Raw genomic sequence first — 16,799 nt, 5'->3', positions numbered from 1 at the left:
GGGCGTAAAGGCGGGATATAATGACACGCAAATTGTTCGGGACCGACGGAATCAGGGGCCGCACCAATGCCGGCGTGATGACAGCGGCAACCGCGATGAAGGTCGGGCAGGCCGCCGGACGCCATTTTGTGCGCGGTGGACACCGGCACCGCGTGGTGATCGGCAAAGACACGCGGCTTTCGGGCTACATGATGGAAAGCGCGCTGGTGGCGGGCTTCACCAGCGTCGGGATCGACGTGATCATGACCGGGCCGCTGCCCACGCCTGCGATCGCGCTGCTCACCCGCGAAATGCGCGCCGACATGGGCGTGATGATCTCCGCCAGCCACAACCTCTTTGCCGATAATGGCATCAAGCTGTTCGGCCCTGATGGCTTCAAGTTGTCGGACGAGGCCGAAGGCGAAATTGAGCGGTTGATGGATACCGACATTCCGCTCGCGCCCGCCGAGCGCATCGGCCGTGCACGCCGGATCGAGGATGCGCGCGGGCGCTACATTCACGCGGTCAAGCAGTCGGTGGCCTCCGAAATCCGTTTCGATGGCCTCAAGGTGGTGGTCGATTGCGCCAATGGTGCGGCCTATCAGGTGGCGCCGTCTGCGATCTGGGAGCTCGGCGCGGAAGTGGTGGCGCTGGGCGTGTCGCCCAATGGCATCAACATCAATGACGGGGTGGGCTCCACCGCCATCGCCGCGCTGCAAGCCAAGGTGGTCGAAGAAGGCGCAGACATCGGCATTGCGCTGGACGGCGATGCGGACCGGCTGATCGTGGTCGATGAAAAGGGCCGCGCGGTGGACGGTGATCAAATCATGGCGCTGATCGCGGGACGGATGCAGGATCGCGGGTCTTTGCGCGGCGGCGGCGTTGTGGCGACCGTGATGAGCAATCTTGGCCTTGAACGATACCTAGCCGGTCGCGGCCTCGATCTGGTGCGCACCAAGGTGGGCGACCGCTATGTGCTCGAAGCGATGAAGACCGGCGGCTACAATATCGGCGGCGAGCAATCGGGCCACATGATCCTGCTCGATCACGCCACCACCGGTGATGGCACGGTCGCGGCGCTGCGGGTGCTGGCGAGCCTGATCCGTTCGGGCAAGCCGGCGAGCGAACTGCTGCACGTCTTCGATCCGGTGCCGCAATTGCTCAAGAATGTCCGCTACGAAGGCGGCACCCCGTTGGGCAATCCGCAGGTGCAGGCCGTGATTGCACAGGCCGAGGCTGCGCTGGCGGGCAAGGGCCGGCTGGTGATCCGCCCGTCAGGCACCGAGCCTGTCATCCGCGTGATGGCCGAAGGGGACGATCAGGGCCAGGTCGAACAGGTGGTGGACGCCATCTGCGCAGCGGTCCACGCGGCGGTCTAGAAAGGCGTACCCCATGCTTGAAATGCGCCCCGATTGTGAATTGTGCGGCATCGGCCTTCCCGCCGACGCGCCGGGCGCCTTCATCTGCTCGCTGGAATGCACCTATTGCGCCGAATGTGCCGAAGACCTCGACGACCGCTGCCCTGCTTGTGGCGGCGAATTGATGGACCGTCCGACCCGCGCGCGGACACTCCACGCAAAGTACCCGCCCTCGACCGAGCGCAGGCACAAAGGATAGGGCAGAGCGAAGGCGTCTGTTGTGACGACGTTTTGGAGATCAGCTGCCGTTTGTGAAGCGACCTCGAAGCTGCTTCCTCCAAACCCCTTCGGGCCGTAAGAAAGAAGACTGAAATCATCAAACTTGGCACCACTCCCAACCGCCGCAAAGAGCCGACGAGGCTTCTGGCGAGCGGACCCGGACAAACAGGTTGCCCACAAGTTCAGTGCCGTCACCGGAGCGCATTCGGTACCGGACCGATGTCAGTCCGGTGTAGTTACCCGATCGACGAATGGTTAACGCTTGCCCTTGCAGGGTTACAGCCAATGCCGCCGGGTCAAAACTTACGATTTCGGTCAGGGGAGGAGGGTTTGGATCGGTTGCCCCGCCGTCCCGGTCATTACATGTTGGCAAGGGCGTCGATCGTTCTTCGCAACCGTTTAGCGTCAGTTGATAGGATATCACGGTCCTCCCGACAGGGTTACGGGTCTTTTCGACCAATTCGACGTAGTCCGGCGCAGCGAAAAGCGCCCCTCGCGACTGCGGAATGATTTGGCCCAGTTGTGTGGCCATCGCCGTCATTTCTTGCGCCGACAGGGGGGCAAAAGCGTTACTGGCCTCGACGTTTGAGCTTCCCAAAGCCAGGTAATCAGGGAAGATCACATATCGGAAAAGGTAAAGCCATCCACGCGCCGTTGCGGCATCTGAAATGCGAGGAGGGACTGCAGACATGTAGCGAGCTACCAGCTCGGCTCGCCGACGAAAATTGGACAGCGGAAATTCCGAAAATCGACGTTGCAGCAGAAGATCAATATCGTCTGGATTAGCTAAGTCTATGCTGCGCCCACCTTCAAGAGTGCCAGCCACGACCCTCCCCATCGTGTCGAACTCGTATCCTGAATTCAGCGGGTCACCGCTAAACCTTCGCAAGACGCCAGCCAGCGCCACCAGCTGGATGTTCAAGCTTATCAGCCGGCCGGCATCGCGAGCGATAATGGCGTTGCTATTGCCAAGCTCTGCCCAGGGATTGATACCAAGCGCGTCGGTAGCTTGATCAAGGGCAAATGGACCCTGGTTAAGGCCGAGCTGCTCTCTTGCACCAAAACCCCGATAGAACGTGATCGCCGACAATGGTGAAACCACACGAATTAGGTTGGGAGTCTGAAGTTCCGAATAAGACATACCCGTCAATGAATCGGTGCCGTTTAAAATTCGCACCTCGCGCGAATTCACGCGAGGCAGTTCGGATCCGAAACGTGCATCAACCGGAGCGACACCGGGCCCCACTAAACCACCCGCCGAAGTAAATTGCTGAGGAAAGCGATCAGGAATAGTGCTTACGCCTGAAGGCTCTAGCCATGTAAGAGTTCCGATCAACGGCCCACCCGCCATGGCGAAAAAGATCGCAGCTGCCGGTGCAGGAGATGGTGTCGGAGCCGGAGTGGGGGTGGGTGATGGACCCACCGACGCTCCTCCGCCTCCAGAGCCAGAAGATTCGCCTCCGCCGCAGCTGGCAAGAGAAATCGCCAACGCGCTCGCCCCCAAAACGCGCAGCATGTGTCGCGCCAAAAAAGGCTGCATCGAACTCAACATTTCTTACGACCCCTGGAAGAATCTCACTTGAGACGCCCAAACTCACGCGCACTTTCAAAGCACTACACACGGCAGGGGAATACCGGCTGTTCTCTTGGCGGATAAGATCCAATTCGACTGCGGTTGCGTTTTCCTGTGCAAAACCAGTTATTTTGCTTCCTCTTCAACTCCCGCCATTCGAAGCGCCGTTGCGAGATCTGGAAACCTGCCGGGCCGCTCAGCCTACTCGGCATGATCGCCAAGCCTATCGTTCGACCACCTTCCCCGACATCGGCGCGAGTTTCGCCAGCAGGCGGTTCTGCGCGGCGAACGGCACATCGGCTTCGCGCATGGCAGCTTGCAGGTTTTCGACCAGCGCATTCATGTCGGCCTTGGTGACACCCATGTCGGCGTGGGCGGTGCGCATGTCGCGGCCGGAATAGTCGCAGCCTGCGCCCAGGAGATAGCAGAACTGTTCGCCCAAGGTGCGCTTGAGCCGCACCATGTCATGCGCGTCGAAGATTGCGGCGATGCGCGGATCGGCGTGCGATAGGTCCACCGTGCGTGCAGCGATCCGGGCAATGCCATCGCGCCCACCAAAAGCGCGCACCAGCCCGGCGCTGTCATAGGGCGTGGCCCCGGCATTGGCGTTGGACTGTTCGTAAGGGTCAACCGGAAACTCGCCGGTGAGAGGATCGCGTTCCTTGACCTCGACCCCGAACTCTGAGTCCCAATCGATCCCTTCGGCAGGCGTCTGCTGGAGCATCATGAGGGCAGCGGCAGCGGTGGCAGTCAACGGCATGGGAAAGGCTCCGGGGACAGGATCAGAACGCAACCTGCGCGGACACGAAGCCGCCGCGCTGGTTAGGGAAAGTGGCGATTGAGCCGAGATCGACATAGGCCGCGCTCAGCGTCAGATGGTCGGTCAGCGCGTAGGCGGCAAACAAGTCCATCCAGTCATCCTCCCCCAGCCCGAGATTGTCGGGCTTGGAGCGATATTCCGCGCCCACCACCGCACGGCGTGACAGCTGGTAGCCCAGTGACCCTTCAAATTGCAGCCTGTATCCCGCCCCTGCCGCTGACCCGAAGCCAAGCAGGCCCAACTGGTTCGCTTCGGTGTAGCGCAGCGTCGCGTTGACCAGCAGGCTGCGCGCCAGCAGCAGCTTGGTTGCGCTGATGGTGATATCGGTGCCTTCGTCATCGGCAGCGCCCAGCGCGCGCACCAGAGCGCCATCGCGGCTTTGCTTGTGTTCGATGCCGACAGCGATCTGCGGCAGCCAGGCCGCGCCATAGACAAGGTCGCCTGCCACCCTGACTTTGGCGCCGTAGGTGTTGACGTTGAAGGTGTAGCCCTGTCCGATCCCCAGCGCAGCGCCGACATCGCGGGTGTCGAAATCGGCGCGGGCAACGCTCAGTTCCAGCCGATCGCCAAAGCCGATCGCCGCGCCATAGGATCGCCAACCAAAGTCCGGCAGTTCAATGGCGGTGGCATGGGCCGAGGCACCGATCCCGCCCGGCATCTGCCGCCCGGCAATGGTGGCCCAGCGCGCAATCCCGCCGCCGGACGAACCTTCGACGGTGCTGATCCCATTGGTCAGCAGCAGCTTGTCACCACGCACACGGCGGGGCTTGCCGATTGGTTCGCCGTCTTGCTCGCCCAGCGCATTGGTCGTGCCCAACGGCGCCACTGCGCGCGCGGTGGCCTTGGCCGCTGGATCAGGTGCCGGATCATGGGCATCGGGCACCGCATGATAGGCAATCTGTGACGGCTCTTCAGAGCGAACGGTCGCTGTGACCGTGGCGGTTTGGGCAAGGGCGAGGAGGGCGTGCGGCAGGCTCATGCAACACGAGGTAAGCGATCAAGGTAAATGCGCCTTAAAGGATGGTACGACAAATTCTTAAGGTATGGCGCTTATGCGATGCCCCAACATGCCGCGCCCCCGGAAACCTCCTCGTCTGTTTATCCTGGGACTCGTTTCTCTCGTGGCGGTTCCCGGCACGATGGTCGTCGCTGCGGTGGCCGGGCCTGCAAGCCTGCGCGTACAGATTGTCGACGACGCGGGCTTGCCGGTGCGCGACGCCGTGGTTGAACTGCACGTCACGAACGCCGCACCAGGCCCGATCCGCTTTCCGTGGAAAATGGGCATGGCGCAAAAAAACCTGCAATTCACCCCCGGCACACTGGTGATCGCCAAGGGCAGCACCGTGGCCTTCCCCAACCTCGATAATGTGCGCCATTCGATCTACAGCTTTTCCAAGCCAGCTCGCTTCGCGATCGAACTTTATGGCCGCGATCAGACCCGGACCCACACCTTTGCCGTGGCTGGCAGCGTCAAGCTAGGCTGCAATATCCACGATCAGATGCGCGGCTATATCCGCGTCACGGATACGCCTTACGCGGCCAAGACCGATCACAACGGCTATGTCACGCTGTCGGGCCTGGCTGCCGGTGGAGCAAAGGTGACGGTGTGGCACCCGCAGCTGCGCGCGCCCGGCAATGAGACCACATCCGCAATCACGATCAACGGCGCTGCGCACACGCACAAAGTGAAAGTCACGTTACGATGAGCCTCGTCAAAGTGCTTGGCACCCCCGCCAAGGGGTTCCTCGCACAGCTTTCGGATCTGCGCTTTGGTTCTCTCAGTACCCGCATTGCGCTGCTGTACGCCGCGCTATTTGCTTTGGTGCTGGGACTGGTGGTGGCGCTTGCTGCAGGCGCGCTGGTCCGTTTCGGAGAAGCGAGCGCGGCGCGCGATCTCTCTGCCAATGCCCGCGTGTTTGACGAAATTCTCGGCGCGCGCGCGCGCCAAATGGGCGATCAGGCGGGCGTTCTTGCCCATGATTTCGGCTTCCGCGAGGCTGTGGCCACAGACGACACGCCAACCATCGCCAGCGCACTGACCAGTCTGGAAGGCCGCGTCCGCAGCGACATGGCATTCGTGGTAACTCTGGAAGGCGAAGTGCTGGCCGCCGATACCACCGGCGTGCCCGCAGCACAAAGCCTGTGGGCGCAGCTCGATCAGGGCGGCAAGCGCGGAATTATTCTTTCAGAACGTGGCTTTGCACTGGCGGCAGCAGCACCGATCGAAGCGCCCGATTTGATCGGCTGGCTGGTGATCGCTCAACCGCTTGACCGCAATGAACTGGACCGGCTGGTCGAACTCGCGCCGATCGCGCTTGATGCCACAGTAGTTGACGCCGCGCGCCAGCCCGCCTGGCTGCGCGATGCCGGCACCGATACCGTGTTTGAGCGCGATGAACAGGGCCGCTTTCTCTATCACGTGTCCGATCTTGCCATCTTGCAGGATGGCATTTCTCCGCGTTTGGTGCTGCGCCATTCGCTTGATGCTTCGATGGCCGCCTATGCCAGCCTGAAGTGGTGGCTCGCGATTCTGGCATTCGGCGGAATCGTGTTGGTGCTTGGCCTGGGCTGGAAGGTGGCGCGCAGCGTCACCGAACCGCTCCTTCAGCTTGACGAGGCGACCCGTCTGATCGGTGAAGGTCGCGAGGTCAGTCTGACGGTCGGCAGCGATGACGAAATCGGGCGACTGGCGCAAAGCTTCAACACAATGGTTGCCGCCATTGAAGAGCGCGAGCGTGAGATCATCCACGTTGGACTGCACGACGGCTTGACCGGCCTGCCCAATCGCAAGCTGTTCACCGAACAACTCGCCAATACCCTCGCCCGCCGTCGCAAGGACGAACAAGTGGTGGTCGCCTATGTCGATCTTGATGACTTCAAGATGGTCAACGATACGCTTGGCCACCCCGCCGGTGATGCGCTGCTGCGGAAAATTGCAGAACATCTTACAGAGGACCTGCCCGATGCAATGATCGCGCGGCTGGGCGGCGATGAATTTGCGATGCTGTTCGCCGGGATCGATCCCGATCAGAACCTCGCCACCATCGCCGAATGCCTGCAACGCAGCTTTGATCGGCCGGTAACGATCAACGGTCAGGCCGCAAGATGCGGCGCAAGCATCGGTATTTCCGTCGCGCCAACCGATGGCACAGATGGCAACACATTGATGAAGAACGCCGATCTGGCGCTTTACCGGGCCAAACACGAAGGCAAATCAACCTACCACTTCTTTGAACCCGCGCTGGACGAAGCCGCTCGCTGTCGCCGGCAGCTGGAATTGGACCTGCGCGCCGCGATCAAGGAGGGCGGGTTTGAACTCAATTTCCAGCCGCTTTACAGTCTGGCCGAACGGCGTCTGACCGGGTTTGAGGCTCTCATCCGTTGGAACCATCCGACGCGCGGGCGCATCAGTCCGTCCGCGTTCATCCCGCTGGCAGAAGAAACCGGCCTGATCGTTCCCATCGGTGAATGGGTGCTGCGTGAAGCATGCCATCAGGCCACCACCTGGCCGGCCGATGTCTCGGTCGCGGTCAATGTCTCGCCCAAACAATTCGCTGCAACCGGCATCGCCAGCACAGTGTTGTCCGCCCTGTCCGCCAGCGGATTACCGCCAGGGCGCCTGGAGCTGGAAATCACCGAAAGCGTCTTCATCGCCGATGTCGATACCACAATGGCGACGCTTCACTCATTGCGCAATATCGGCGTGCGCATCGCGCTGGATGACTTTGGTACAGGCTATTCGTCGCTCAGTTATCTGCGCTCCTTCCCGTTCGACAAGGTCAAGATCGACAAGAGCTTTGTCGAGGATCTGGGAACCAGTGAAACCGGCCACGCCATGATCCGTGCCATCACGACGCTGGCCAACGCGCTCGGTATGGAAACGCTGGCTGAAGGGGTGGAGGACATCGCGCAGTTCGAAGTGCTCGAACGCGAAGGCTGCCAACATATTCAGGGCTACCTGTTTTCCAAGCCTGTCGCCGCCGATGCTGTCGCCGGATTGCTGCAAAATGGCGCTGGCTACCAGCAGCGGTTGCGATCCTGACAGCGCGCACGTTTGACCCAAACAGTCGCGCAAATTCGGCCTGTCCCGTCTCTTTCTGCTGCGCGGTAACCTTCTTGAACGTGGTCCTTCGACGCCGTGCGTTCAAAAACCGTGACCGGTATGGGGTGGGCTTGCTACAGCGCCAGATATGACCACCCCCATACCACCGCGCATCCTCAGCATTGCCGGATCCGATTCCTCTGGCGGCGCCGGGATTCAGGCCGACATCAAGACTATCACGATGCTCGGCGGTTACGCCATGACCGCGCTAACCGCGATCACGGCGCAAAATACCGTCGGCGTTCAAGCAATCACGGCCATTGCGCCTGATATGGTGGCGCAGCAGATCACGTCATGCCTCAGCGATATCGGGATTGATGCAATCAAGATCGGAATGTTGCACGATGCCGCAGTCATTGCTGCGGTCGCCAAAGCGCTGGAGGGCGTGACAGCGCCGATCGTGCTTGATCCGGTCATGATCGCGACCAGCGGTGCAGCGCTGATTGCACCCGACGCCATCGCTGCCATGCGCGCGCATCTGTTCCCGCGCGCGGCGCTCATCACCCCCAACCTGCCCGAACTGGTCACGCTGGCCGGTCGCCCGCTGACGAGTACCCAAGATATTGCCACAGCCGCTTCGGTGTTGGCGGAAACGACGGGTGCCGCGGTGCTGGCCAAGGGCGGACATGGCGAAGGCGGCCGGATTGTGGACGTGTTGTTCCTGCCAGCAGACGCAGATCAGGGGGAACGCGCCGTCGCCTTCGACCACGCCCGGATCGACACGGTTCACACCCACGGCACCGGCTGCACGCTATCCTCAGCTATCGCGACGTTGATCGGTCATGGCCAATCGCTGGAGCACGCCGTGCGGCTGGGGCGGCAATTCGTGATCCGTGCGATTGAACACGCCCCCGGCCTTGGCGCAGGCCACGGCCCGCTCGGCCATCAGGCGGTACGCAGTCTTGGCTAAGCCGTGATTTCGTAGAAGTCGGCGATGCAGGCCCACGCATCTTCGGCCGTCTCGCACCATTGGAACAGGTCCAGATCGGCTTTGGAGATGGTGCCTTCCTCGGCCAGCGCCTCGAAATCGATCACGCGGGTCCAGAAATCCTTGCCGAACAGGATGATCGGGATCGGCTTCATCTTGCCGGTCTGGATGAGGGTGATGAGTTCGAAAAATTCGTCGAACGTGCCGAACCCGCCGGGAAACACCGCCACCGCGCGGGCGCGCAGCAGAAAGTGCATCTTGCGCAGCGCGAAATAGTGGAACTGGAAGCTCAGGTACGGCGTCACGTAGGGGTTGGGCGCCTGTTCGTGGGGCAACACGATGTTGAGGCCGATCGATTCGCTGCCAGCATCCGATGCGCCGCGGTTGCCTGCTTCCATGATCGAAGGCCCACCGCCGGTGGTCACGACAAATTGGCGCAGGCCGTTCTCTATAATACCTTTTTCGCTGACGAGGCGCGCCAGTTTGTAGGCTTCATCATAATACTTCGCCTTCTCGGCCAGGCGCTGAGCGACCTTCTGGTCATATTCGCTGCCGCTCTGCGCCGCCTCCAGCCGCGCTTCCGCCTGCGCCGGGCTGGGAATGCGGGCCGATCCATACATCACCAGCGTCGACCCCACCCGCGCTTCGTCCAGCAGCATTTCAGGCTTGAGCAGTTCAAGCTGGAAGCGCACCGGGCGCAGTTCATCGCGCAGCAGGAAATCAGTATCACGGAAGGCCAGCTTGTAGGCGGGATGCGCGGTTTGCGGCGTGCGCTCAGGGCCGGCTTCGGCAAAACGGGTTTCTTCGCCAGCGCGATAGAACTTGCGGTCGGACAGATCTTTTTCGGTCATGGGCAGGCCCCTGCCAGACCCCGGTTAGAGCCGCAATAGCCTTGGGGTCGCGCAGTGTTCCACGTGAAACATTTGGCCAGACACCAAGCTGAAATGCGCCAATTGCGAAACAAGCGTGAATGCTTCAGCGCGTTACAGTCTCGCGCGGGCGTTCGCTCCCCTGGACGCATCGTGAACGAAACGGTGCCGCAAACTTGCCTAACACCCTCCGCCAAGTCGTCTGCGTGAATGCTAACCTTTGGTACAGGCCCACTTCTTGGCGCTGCGTATTCACACCGTACAAAAGGTTCAATATCGAAACGTGGCTTCATGCAGAGTTGCCTGCATTGGCCGAGATCAAGCTGGTGTTGCTACACCAAGACGTCAGTCGGCAGACGTCTTCTCGGTAGCCATTATGGCCAGAAGAGAACAATCAAGGAGATGCGGCCGGCGGTGAAGGCCTTTTCGGCCCATGAATTGCCTACTTCCACGGGCACGTTGACGCAGCACGATCAGCAATGCGGACGTTGGATAATGTCATCGCCACTTGGCGACCTTTACCGCCAGAGCGGTGCAGAGCCCCATCACCACCATCGCGATTGCCGAAAGCAGAAAGACCTCTTCTGCCCGAGCATCAGGACCGAGAATCAAGGTGCCGCCCGCCACGATGATCCCGAATCGGGCCGCTTGCGCAAGGATCACGCCGCCCATGCGCCCCGCGCCCTGCGCGGCGAAATAGAGGCACAAGCCAAGCCCAAAGAAGCCAAAGCCATAGCCCGCAATCCCGAGATAGGCATAAGCCGCCTCTCGCACCGGCGCGGCGTCTGTGAACAGATCGACCCACAGGCCAGGCATCCAAGCCATCACGAGGCCGATCATGGCCAAAACGGCAAAGGCCATCGCGCCCGATGTCCACGCGACTTTGCGGGCACGCTCCCAATTGCCTGCCCCCAGCGCAGTTCCGACCATCGGCACGGACGCCACGCCGACGGAAAAGGCGATAGGAATGAGAAGGAACTCCAGCCTCACCCCGATCCCGTAACCCGCCAATGCTGCCGGCCCCACGTCAGCAACGAGGCGCGTCAGTACCAGCACTGAGCCAACTGACAACAGGGGGGAGAGCATGGCGATGCACCCTACCCGCAGCAGAGCCGCAAAATGGGAAGCCTTGAGTGCGTTGGCATCAAACCTGAGACCGACCGTAGCACGTCCTGACCTCAAATAGATGAGCAGGAACAGCGCCGCCGCCCAGAACGCCGCCACTTGGCCCAAAGCCACACCTGCCATCCCGAGTTTCGGCAACGGACCAATGCCAAGGCCTAAAGCCCCGCCCACCGCAACCTGTAGCAGCCCTGCGAGAAGCAGCGTCGACGCAGGAATACCCATGTTCCCCGATCCGCGCAGGATCGAAGACAGCGTATTGGCCAGCCAGATTCCGGGGATCGCCCATGCTGCGACATTCGAGAAGGCGAGCGCCTGATCCAGCACGGCGGCGCTCCCGCCGAGAGCGCTGAAAATGGGCTCTCCGAAAACCCGAACCAGCAGTGCCAATGTCAGGCCTAGAGCGATGCCGATCACCACAGCGCACAGCGCAAGGCCGCGCGCCGCATCGGTGTTTCCCGCCCCCAACGTGCGGCTGATGGCGCCGGAAATCGTGCCGCCCATCGCGCCTGCCGAAAGCATCTGCATCAGCATGAAGATCGGGAATGCCAGCGCGATCCCTCCCAGTGCTGCGACTCCGATGCTGCCGACATAGGCTGTCTCAGCGATCGAAACGATGGCAGACGACCCCAGCGCGATCAGATTGGGCAAGGTTAGCAACAGCAGCGTCGGGACGACCGGTCCGGATTTGAGCATTTCCGCCCGCTTGTCTGCTGGCAAGACGGCCACAGCTACGGGGGTTTGGGAGGGCAAGGGCCGCGTCATAGCGCGTTCGCCTGCACAGCCGATGCTCTTGTCGTCAATCTCTGATGCCTCCACTTTGCTGACCGGCCTCCAGCTCACGGTTCCGCGTCTTCAATGCGCAAAGTCTCGCCCGGTCGCCCTCCGCCGGATCGAAGGCCGCGCCCATTTCCGTCATAAACGCCGCGGGTCGCTGCCAGATCGATATCTTTCCGCTATCCTGCCCCATCGCCATAGCGTCCCTTGAATCACGGCGACGCGGCGGTCGACGGTAGCAGACGCCCCGCACCGCCGTAATGATTGGCTTGGTGCACTGGTTGGCAAGGCCGAAGGGATCGATGTTGCCTTCCGGATCGGGCTTGATCGTCGCAGTCGGCCCGAAGAACTTGGGCATATCGAGCCCGGCGGTAAAGGCGCTGCCTTCGGCGCACAGTACGCCCACCCACAGATTGTCGTCACACTCAAGCGCGGGTAGCGCGTTGGACAATTGTGCCATCATCTCGCGGCTGAAGGCGTTCTTTTTCGCCGAATTGTCGATCACGCTCTTGAGGATGTGGCCGTGCGTCTCGGTCCGCACACAGCCAATGGTGGGTTCGCCCATGGTCTCACTCCCTTTGTGCAGCGCCGTCAGACCGCAGCCAGTTCGGCCAGCAAGTCATCGATTTGGCCAAGCCGCTCCTTGCCGAAGAACATTTCATCGCCGACGAAGAACGTCGGAATGCCGAACGCCCCGCGCGCGACCGCAGCATCGGTGTTAGCGGCGAGTTCACCCTTGATTTCGGGCGTTGCGGACAGCGCGATAAGCTCTGCCCCATCGATTCCTGCACGGTTCAGCACAGTAAAGAACGCGTCGGGGTCATCAAGCTTCTCGCCATCCTCCCATATCCCGCGCAGCACAGCGTCGAGATAGGCCTCAGCCACCCCCATAGGCTGGGCCGCCACCATCCCGCGCATCAGCGCAAGCGTGTTGATCGGGAAGTGCGGGTTCATGCGGAAAGCTGTGAGGCCATGGCGTTTGACAAAGCGCGCCAGTTCCAGACGCTCGTAATCAAGCTTGCCCTTGATCCCGGCAAAAGCATTGAACGGCGCTTGATTGCCGGTCAGCTTGAATAATCCGCCGAGCAAACAGGGGATCAGCTTGATTTCCGCCCCATGGCGCACCGCGATACCGAGTAGCACCTTCAGCGCGAGATAGGCATTGGGGCTCGCGAAGTCGAAGATTACATCAATGCGCGGCGTAGTCATGGCGGGTTCCTCACCAGGCTTCGCGCCAGGGGCGCAGGTCGAGTTCGTGGGTCCAGGCAGACCGCTGCTGGCGATGGAGCATCACGTAATTACGGGCGATTTCATCGGGCTTGAGGATCAGATCCTCGTCGAGCAGCGGCTGCACGTCATCAAAGCGCGTACGAGTAAAGGTGCCATCGATTGCCCCGTCGCAGATGACGTGGGCGACATGGATACCCTGCGGCCCTAGCTCGCGCGCCATTGATTGCGCCACAGCGCGCAGGCCGTTCTTGGCGGCAGCAAAGGCGGCGAGGTTTTCGCGGCCCCTGATGCTGGCCGTCGCGCCGGTGAAGATTACCGTACCAGCGCGGCGCGGTACCATCACCTTCGCGGCTTCTCGTCCGGCGAGGAAGCCGGCAAAACATGCCATTTCCCACACCTTGGTAAACACCCGCGCGGTGGTTTCGCGGATTGGGAATTGCACGTTAGCGCCGATGTTGAAGACAACCACGGTGATGGGACCGATGTCGCGCTCGATCGTCGCGAACAGATCGGCGGTCTCGGCCTCGGACCGGGCATCAACCCCAAAGGCATGGGCGGTGCCGCCCTGAGCCCGGATCGTTTCCGCCAGAATTTCAAGCTGAGGAAGATTGCGCGCGCGGCGGGTGACGCAAACGGCCATGCCTTCGGCAGCAAAGGCGCGGGCGATTGCACCGCCAACGCCCTCGCCCGCGCCGATGACGAGACAGACGTCCTTTGATGTTGCTTGCGGCAAATGCGCCTCCCTTGACGTTCTGTATGACGATTATCATATTGACCGTCAAGCGCTCAACCTTAGTGGCTAGAGCATCGCAAAAGAGGGATACTACTATGCCCGTCGCTATCGTCACTGGCGCTTCGTCAGGGATCGGCAAAGCCACAGCCGAGGCGCTCGCAAACGCCGGCTACCGGGTTTACGGCACGAGCCGCAAAGACGGCACAGCAGACGGCGGAGTGACCATGCTCGCTTGCGAAGTCACTGACCAAACCTCCATCGAAGCACTGGTGGCCCGCGTACTGGCCGAGGCTGGGCGCATCGATCTGCTGGTCAACAACGCAGGGCTGGGCCTGATCGGCGGAGCAGAGGAGTCCTCGATCGCGCAGGTGCACGCGCTGTTCGATGTCAACTTCTACGGTGCGGTGCGCCTGATCAATGCGGTGCTGCCGGAGATGCGCAGGCAGGGTGCGGGACGGATTCTCAATGTCAGTTCCGCGCTCGGCATCGCGGCCGGGCCTTATCTGGCGCACTATTCCGCGACCAAATATGCGCTGGAAGGTTACTCCGAAGCGCTCGACCACGAAGTGCGCGGCTTTGGCGTGCGCGTCTCGCTGATCGAGCCCGCCTATACCCGCACGTCAATGGAGGCGAACTCGTCGAAGGGCGATCGGCCCTTGCCTGAATATGCGGAGGCCAGCGCGCGGATGTTTGCGCTGAATGCCGAGTTTCTGGAGAAGGGTGATGATCCCGCGGTGATCGCCGCCGCCATCGTCGGTGCCGCACGCGACCGCGCGCCGCGCATCCGCTATCCTGCCGGAAAAATCGCCAAGCAAATCAGTATTTTGCGTAAGTTCATGCCCGCGCGGATGTTCGACAAGGCACTGCGCAAGAACCTCGGCCTGACTTCCTGAAAAATCTGCCCGCCTGATACGGATACCGACCGCATGAAAGCCTTCATCCTCGATAAATATGCCCGCGGCGCGAAGCTGCGGCTGGGCGAATTGCCCGATCCGGTAGTGACCGCTACCGGGGTGCTGGTGGAAATTCATGCCGCCGGATTGAACCCGCTCGACTACAAGATCCGCGATGGCGAATTCAAGCTGATCCTGCCGTTGAAGCCTCCTTTCGCGCTGGGGAGCGACTTGGCAGGCGTGGTGGTGGCTGTCGGTTCCAAGGTCAGCGCCTTCAAACCCGGGGACGAGGTTTTCGCCCGGGTCAACGCGCAAACTATTGGCACGCTTGCCGAATTTTTCGTGGTCGATCAGGCTGATTGCGCGCTAAAGCCCGTTTCGCTGTCGATGGAGGAAGCAGCGTCCGCACCGCTGGTCGCGCTCACCGCATGGCAGGCCCTGTTCGACACAGCAGACGTGAAGGCGGGCGACAAGGTGTTCATTCAGGCAGGGTCAGGCGGCGTCGGGACCTATGCTATCCAGCTCGCCAAGCACGCCAAGGCCTTCGTTGCGACGACCGCTAGCGCGAGCAGCACCGAGCTGGTCAAAGGCCTGGGCGCAGACCTAGTAATCGACTATCGCAACGAAGATTTCGGCGTGATCCTGGATGGTTACGATATTGTTCTGCACAGTCAGGGTGCACCGGAACTGACGAAGTCACTCGCCATTCTCAAGCCCGGCGGACGGCTGGTGTCGATCTCCGGCCCACCCGATCCGGCCTTTGGCGAGGCGAACGGTGCAAACTGGGTGATGCGGCAAGCGATAGGGCTGCTCAGCCGCAAGGCGCGCAAGCAGGCGGCGCGGCGCGGGGTGAGTTAAAGCTTCCTGTTCATGCAGGCCAATGGTGCGCAGTTGCAACAAATCGCTGCGCTGTTCGATGCGGGCATGCTGCGCACGGTCATTGACCGCGTGTTCCCGTTTGCCGACACCAACACGGCCCTGGCCCATGTCGAGAGCGGGCGAGCCAAGGGCAAGGTGGTGGTGAAGCTGCGCTAGCGGCAGGCTAAGGCCCTCTGATGAGCACTCGTGGTGCGTCAAGGCTGGAATTCTGGATGTCATATATCATATGGTGCAATGAACCGCCGCTGATGGAGACTGCAAGTGGGCCATTCCAAAGCTGACAAAGCATTGAGTCGAAAACGGATTTTGTCCGCTGCTGCGACCCGTATCCGCGAAGTTGGTCTGGACGGCGTCAGTGTTGGAGAGCTCATGAAATCGGTCAATCTGACCCATGGTGGCTTTTACGGACACTTCGAATCCCGCGATGGCCTGATTGCCGCCGCGCTTGAACAGGCGTTGGCTGAAAGCGAGAGGACCTCAGCCGATTATGCCGGTGGACCCGGCAACATGACGGTTAAGGCGTTCGTCAACAATTACCTGAGCCCCGCCCACCGTGATCGCCCAAGCAGCGGCTGCGCGATTGCGGCGCTGGCGGGTGATGTCAGCCGCGCCGATCCCCAAGTGCGTGCAATCTTGACAGAACAGCTCAAAAAATCATTTGGCCAGCTGGGCGACACGCTGGGCGCGGGGGATGACAACGCTGAGCAATTTGCGGTGTCTGCCTGGGCGATGATGATCGGCGCGCTCATGATGTCGCGGGTGATGGCTGATGATCCGGCGGCGGACAAGGTGCTCTCACTTGCCCGCAAATCAGTGCTGGAACTGGCTGAATTGCACGCCGCGCCCAAGGAATAATGGCTGCGCCCGAGCCACTTGCGCGAGATCATCCTTAAATGTGCATGATATAAATCATACAGATCGGTGATCATCGAGGATGGGGAGGCGACTCGTTGCCAAACTGGCGTTCCATTTCGATTACCGCAGCCCTTATTCCTATCTCGCGATAACGCAGTTGCGCGATGTCGAGATGGACTTGCACCCTTTCGATATTGTCGATGTGATGCGCCGGGTGGGCAACATGCCGACCACCGTCATGTGCAAGGCCAAGGGCGCCTATGCGACCCGGGATATTCATCGCTGGGCCGCCCGCGATGCAGTGCGGCTTGATGCTCTGGCAGCGGAATTGCCCGATGCCTTCGCGATGCCTTGCGATGTGAGCGGCGGGTTTGACGAAATCGGCTAGGATCAGGCGATCGG

At 61.4% G+C, this 16,799-nt stretch carries 16 protein-coding genes and 1 pseudogene; 9 read left to right on the top strand and 8 right to left on the bottom strand.

Annotated elements, in window-relative coordinates; genetic code table 11:
• The first annotated feature begins 20 nt into the window (after window positions 1-20).
• Both glmM and ACRANW_RS05095 read left to right on the top strand, forming a co-directional pair.
• On the top strand, window positions 21-1,358 hold the full coding sequence (glmM, locus tag ACRANW_RS05100) for a phosphoglucosamine mutase (RefSeq protein WP_479433453.1): 1,338 nt from the start codon (window positions 21-23) through the stop codon (window positions 1,356-1,358).
• Between the two features lie 13 nt (window positions 1,359-1,371).
• Window positions 1,372-1,596, top strand: a complete 225-nt coding sequence (locus tag ACRANW_RS05095) for a DUF1272 domain-containing protein (protein ID WP_479433452.1) — start codon at window positions 1,372-1,374, stop codon at window positions 1,594-1,596.
• A gap of 117 nt (window positions 1,597-1,713) precedes the next feature.
• Here the strand turns inward: ACRANW_RS05095 and ACRANW_RS05090 are convergent, their stop codons facing one another.
• The 3 genes from ACRANW_RS05090 to ACRANW_RS05080 all read right to left on the bottom strand — a co-directional run bounded on the left by ACRANW_RS05090 (window position 1,714) and on the right by ACRANW_RS05080 (window position 4,988).
• Window positions 1,714-2,952, bottom strand: coding sequence for a hypothetical protein (locus ACRANW_RS05090; RefSeq protein ID WP_479433451.1), 1,239 nt, complete (start codon window positions 2,950-2,952; stop codon window positions 1,714-1,716).
• Between the two features lie 460 nt (window positions 2,953-3,412).
• Window positions 3,413-3,949, bottom strand: a complete 537-nt coding sequence (locus ACRANW_RS05085; protein ID WP_479433450.1) for a group I truncated hemoglobin — start codon at window positions 3,947-3,949, stop codon at window positions 3,413-3,415.
• A gap of 22 nt (window positions 3,950-3,971) precedes the next feature.
• Complete coding sequence (locus ACRANW_RS05080; protein WP_479433449.1) at window positions 3,972-4,988, bottom strand: DUF3034 family protein; 1,017 nt, start codon at window positions 4,986-4,988, stop codon at window positions 3,972-3,974.
• 142 nt (window positions 4,989-5,130) lie between these two features.
• Here ACRANW_RS05080 and ACRANW_RS05075 point away from each other — a divergent pair, with 142 nt between their 5' ends.
• The 3 genes from ACRANW_RS05075 to thiD all read left to right on the top strand — a co-directional run bounded on the left by ACRANW_RS05075 (window position 5,131) and on the right by thiD (window position 9,021).
• Window positions 5,131-5,715 (top strand): cupredoxin domain-containing protein, encoded by a 585-nt coding sequence (locus ACRANW_RS05075; protein ID WP_479433448.1) that lies wholly within the window; start codon window positions 5,131-5,133, stop codon window positions 5,713-5,715.
• Window positions 5,712-8,051, top strand: coding sequence for a putative bifunctional diguanylate cyclase/phosphodiesterase (locus ACRANW_RS05070; protein WP_479433447.1), 2,340 nt, complete (start codon window positions 5,712-5,714; stop codon window positions 8,049-8,051). The genes ACRANW_RS05075 and ACRANW_RS05070 overlap by 4 nt, the downstream gene beginning before the upstream one ends.
• Window positions 8,052-8,199: 148 nt before the next feature.
• Window positions 8,200-9,021: a bifunctional hydroxymethylpyrimidine kinase/phosphomethylpyrimidine kinase gene (gene thiD / locus ACRANW_RS05065; protein WP_479433446.1), complete on the top strand. Its 822-nt coding sequence runs from the start codon at window positions 8,200-8,202 to the stop codon at window positions 9,019-9,021.
• On the opposite strand, the gene ACRANW_RS05060 is transcribed toward thiD, so the two are convergent.
• The 5 genes from ACRANW_RS05060 to ACRANW_RS05040 all read right to left on the bottom strand — a co-directional run bounded on the left by ACRANW_RS05060 (window position 9,018) and on the right by ACRANW_RS05040 (window position 13,770).
• Window positions 9,018-9,890, bottom strand: a complete 873-nt coding sequence (locus tag ACRANW_RS05060; RefSeq protein WP_479433445.1) for an LOG family protein — start codon at window positions 9,888-9,890, stop codon at window positions 9,018-9,020. The two genes, thiD and ACRANW_RS05060, sit on opposite strands and share 4 nt — an antisense overlap.
• A gap of 516 nt (window positions 9,891-10,406) precedes the next feature.
• Window positions 10,407-11,795 (bottom strand): MATE family efflux transporter, encoded by a 1,389-nt coding sequence (locus ACRANW_RS05055; RefSeq protein WP_479433444.1) that lies wholly within the window; start codon window positions 11,793-11,795, stop codon window positions 10,407-10,409.
• A 34-nt stretch (window positions 11,796-11,829) separates the two neighbouring features.
• Window positions 11,830-12,372: an enoyl-CoA hydratase-related protein gene (locus ACRANW_RS05050; protein WP_479433443.1), complete on the bottom strand. Its 543-nt coding sequence runs from the start codon at window positions 12,370-12,372 to the stop codon at window positions 11,830-11,832.
• Window positions 12,373-12,398: 26 nt separating this feature from the next.
• Window positions 12,399-13,016: a DsbA family protein gene (locus ACRANW_RS05045; protein ID WP_479433442.1), complete on the bottom strand. Its 618-nt coding sequence runs from the start codon at window positions 13,014-13,016 to the stop codon at window positions 12,399-12,401.
• A gap of 10 nt (window positions 13,017-13,026) precedes the next feature.
• Entirely contained in the window at window positions 13,027-13,770 is a 744-nt protein-coding gene (locus ACRANW_RS05040) for an SDR family oxidoreductase (RefSeq protein WP_479433441.1), read from the bottom strand.
• A gap of 95 nt (window positions 13,771-13,865) precedes the next feature.
• On the opposite strand from ACRANW_RS05040, the gene ACRANW_RS05035 reads away from it, so the two are divergent.
• The 4 genes and pseudogenes from ACRANW_RS05035 (at window position 13,866) to ACRANW_RS05020 (ending at window position 16,785) form a co-directional block, all read left to right on the top strand.
• Window positions 13,866-14,663: an oxidoreductase gene (locus ACRANW_RS05035; protein WP_479433440.1), complete on the top strand. Its 798-nt coding sequence runs from the start codon at window positions 13,866-13,868 to the stop codon at window positions 14,661-14,663.
• Window positions 14,664-14,696: 33 nt separating this feature from the next.
• Window positions 14,697-15,698: pseudogene (locus ACRANW_RS05030) on the top strand (NADP-dependent oxidoreductase).
• Between the two features lie 105 nt (window positions 15,699-15,803).
• Window positions 15,804-16,397: a TetR/AcrR family transcriptional regulator gene (locus tag ACRANW_RS05025; RefSeq protein WP_479433439.1), complete on the top strand. Its 594-nt coding sequence runs from the start codon at window positions 15,804-15,806 to the stop codon at window positions 16,395-16,397.
• Between the two features lie 79 nt (window positions 16,398-16,476).
• Entirely contained in the window at window positions 16,477-16,785 is a 309-nt protein-coding gene (locus tag ACRANW_RS05020; protein ID WP_479433438.1) for a DsbA family protein, read from the top strand.
• Window positions 16,786-16,799 lie beyond the last annotated feature (14 nt).

The sequence above is a fragment of the Erythrobacter sp. 'gip.4 top 5' genome, from assembly GCF_056495765.1.
This window is presented reverse-complemented; position numbering and strand designations above follow the sequence as displayed.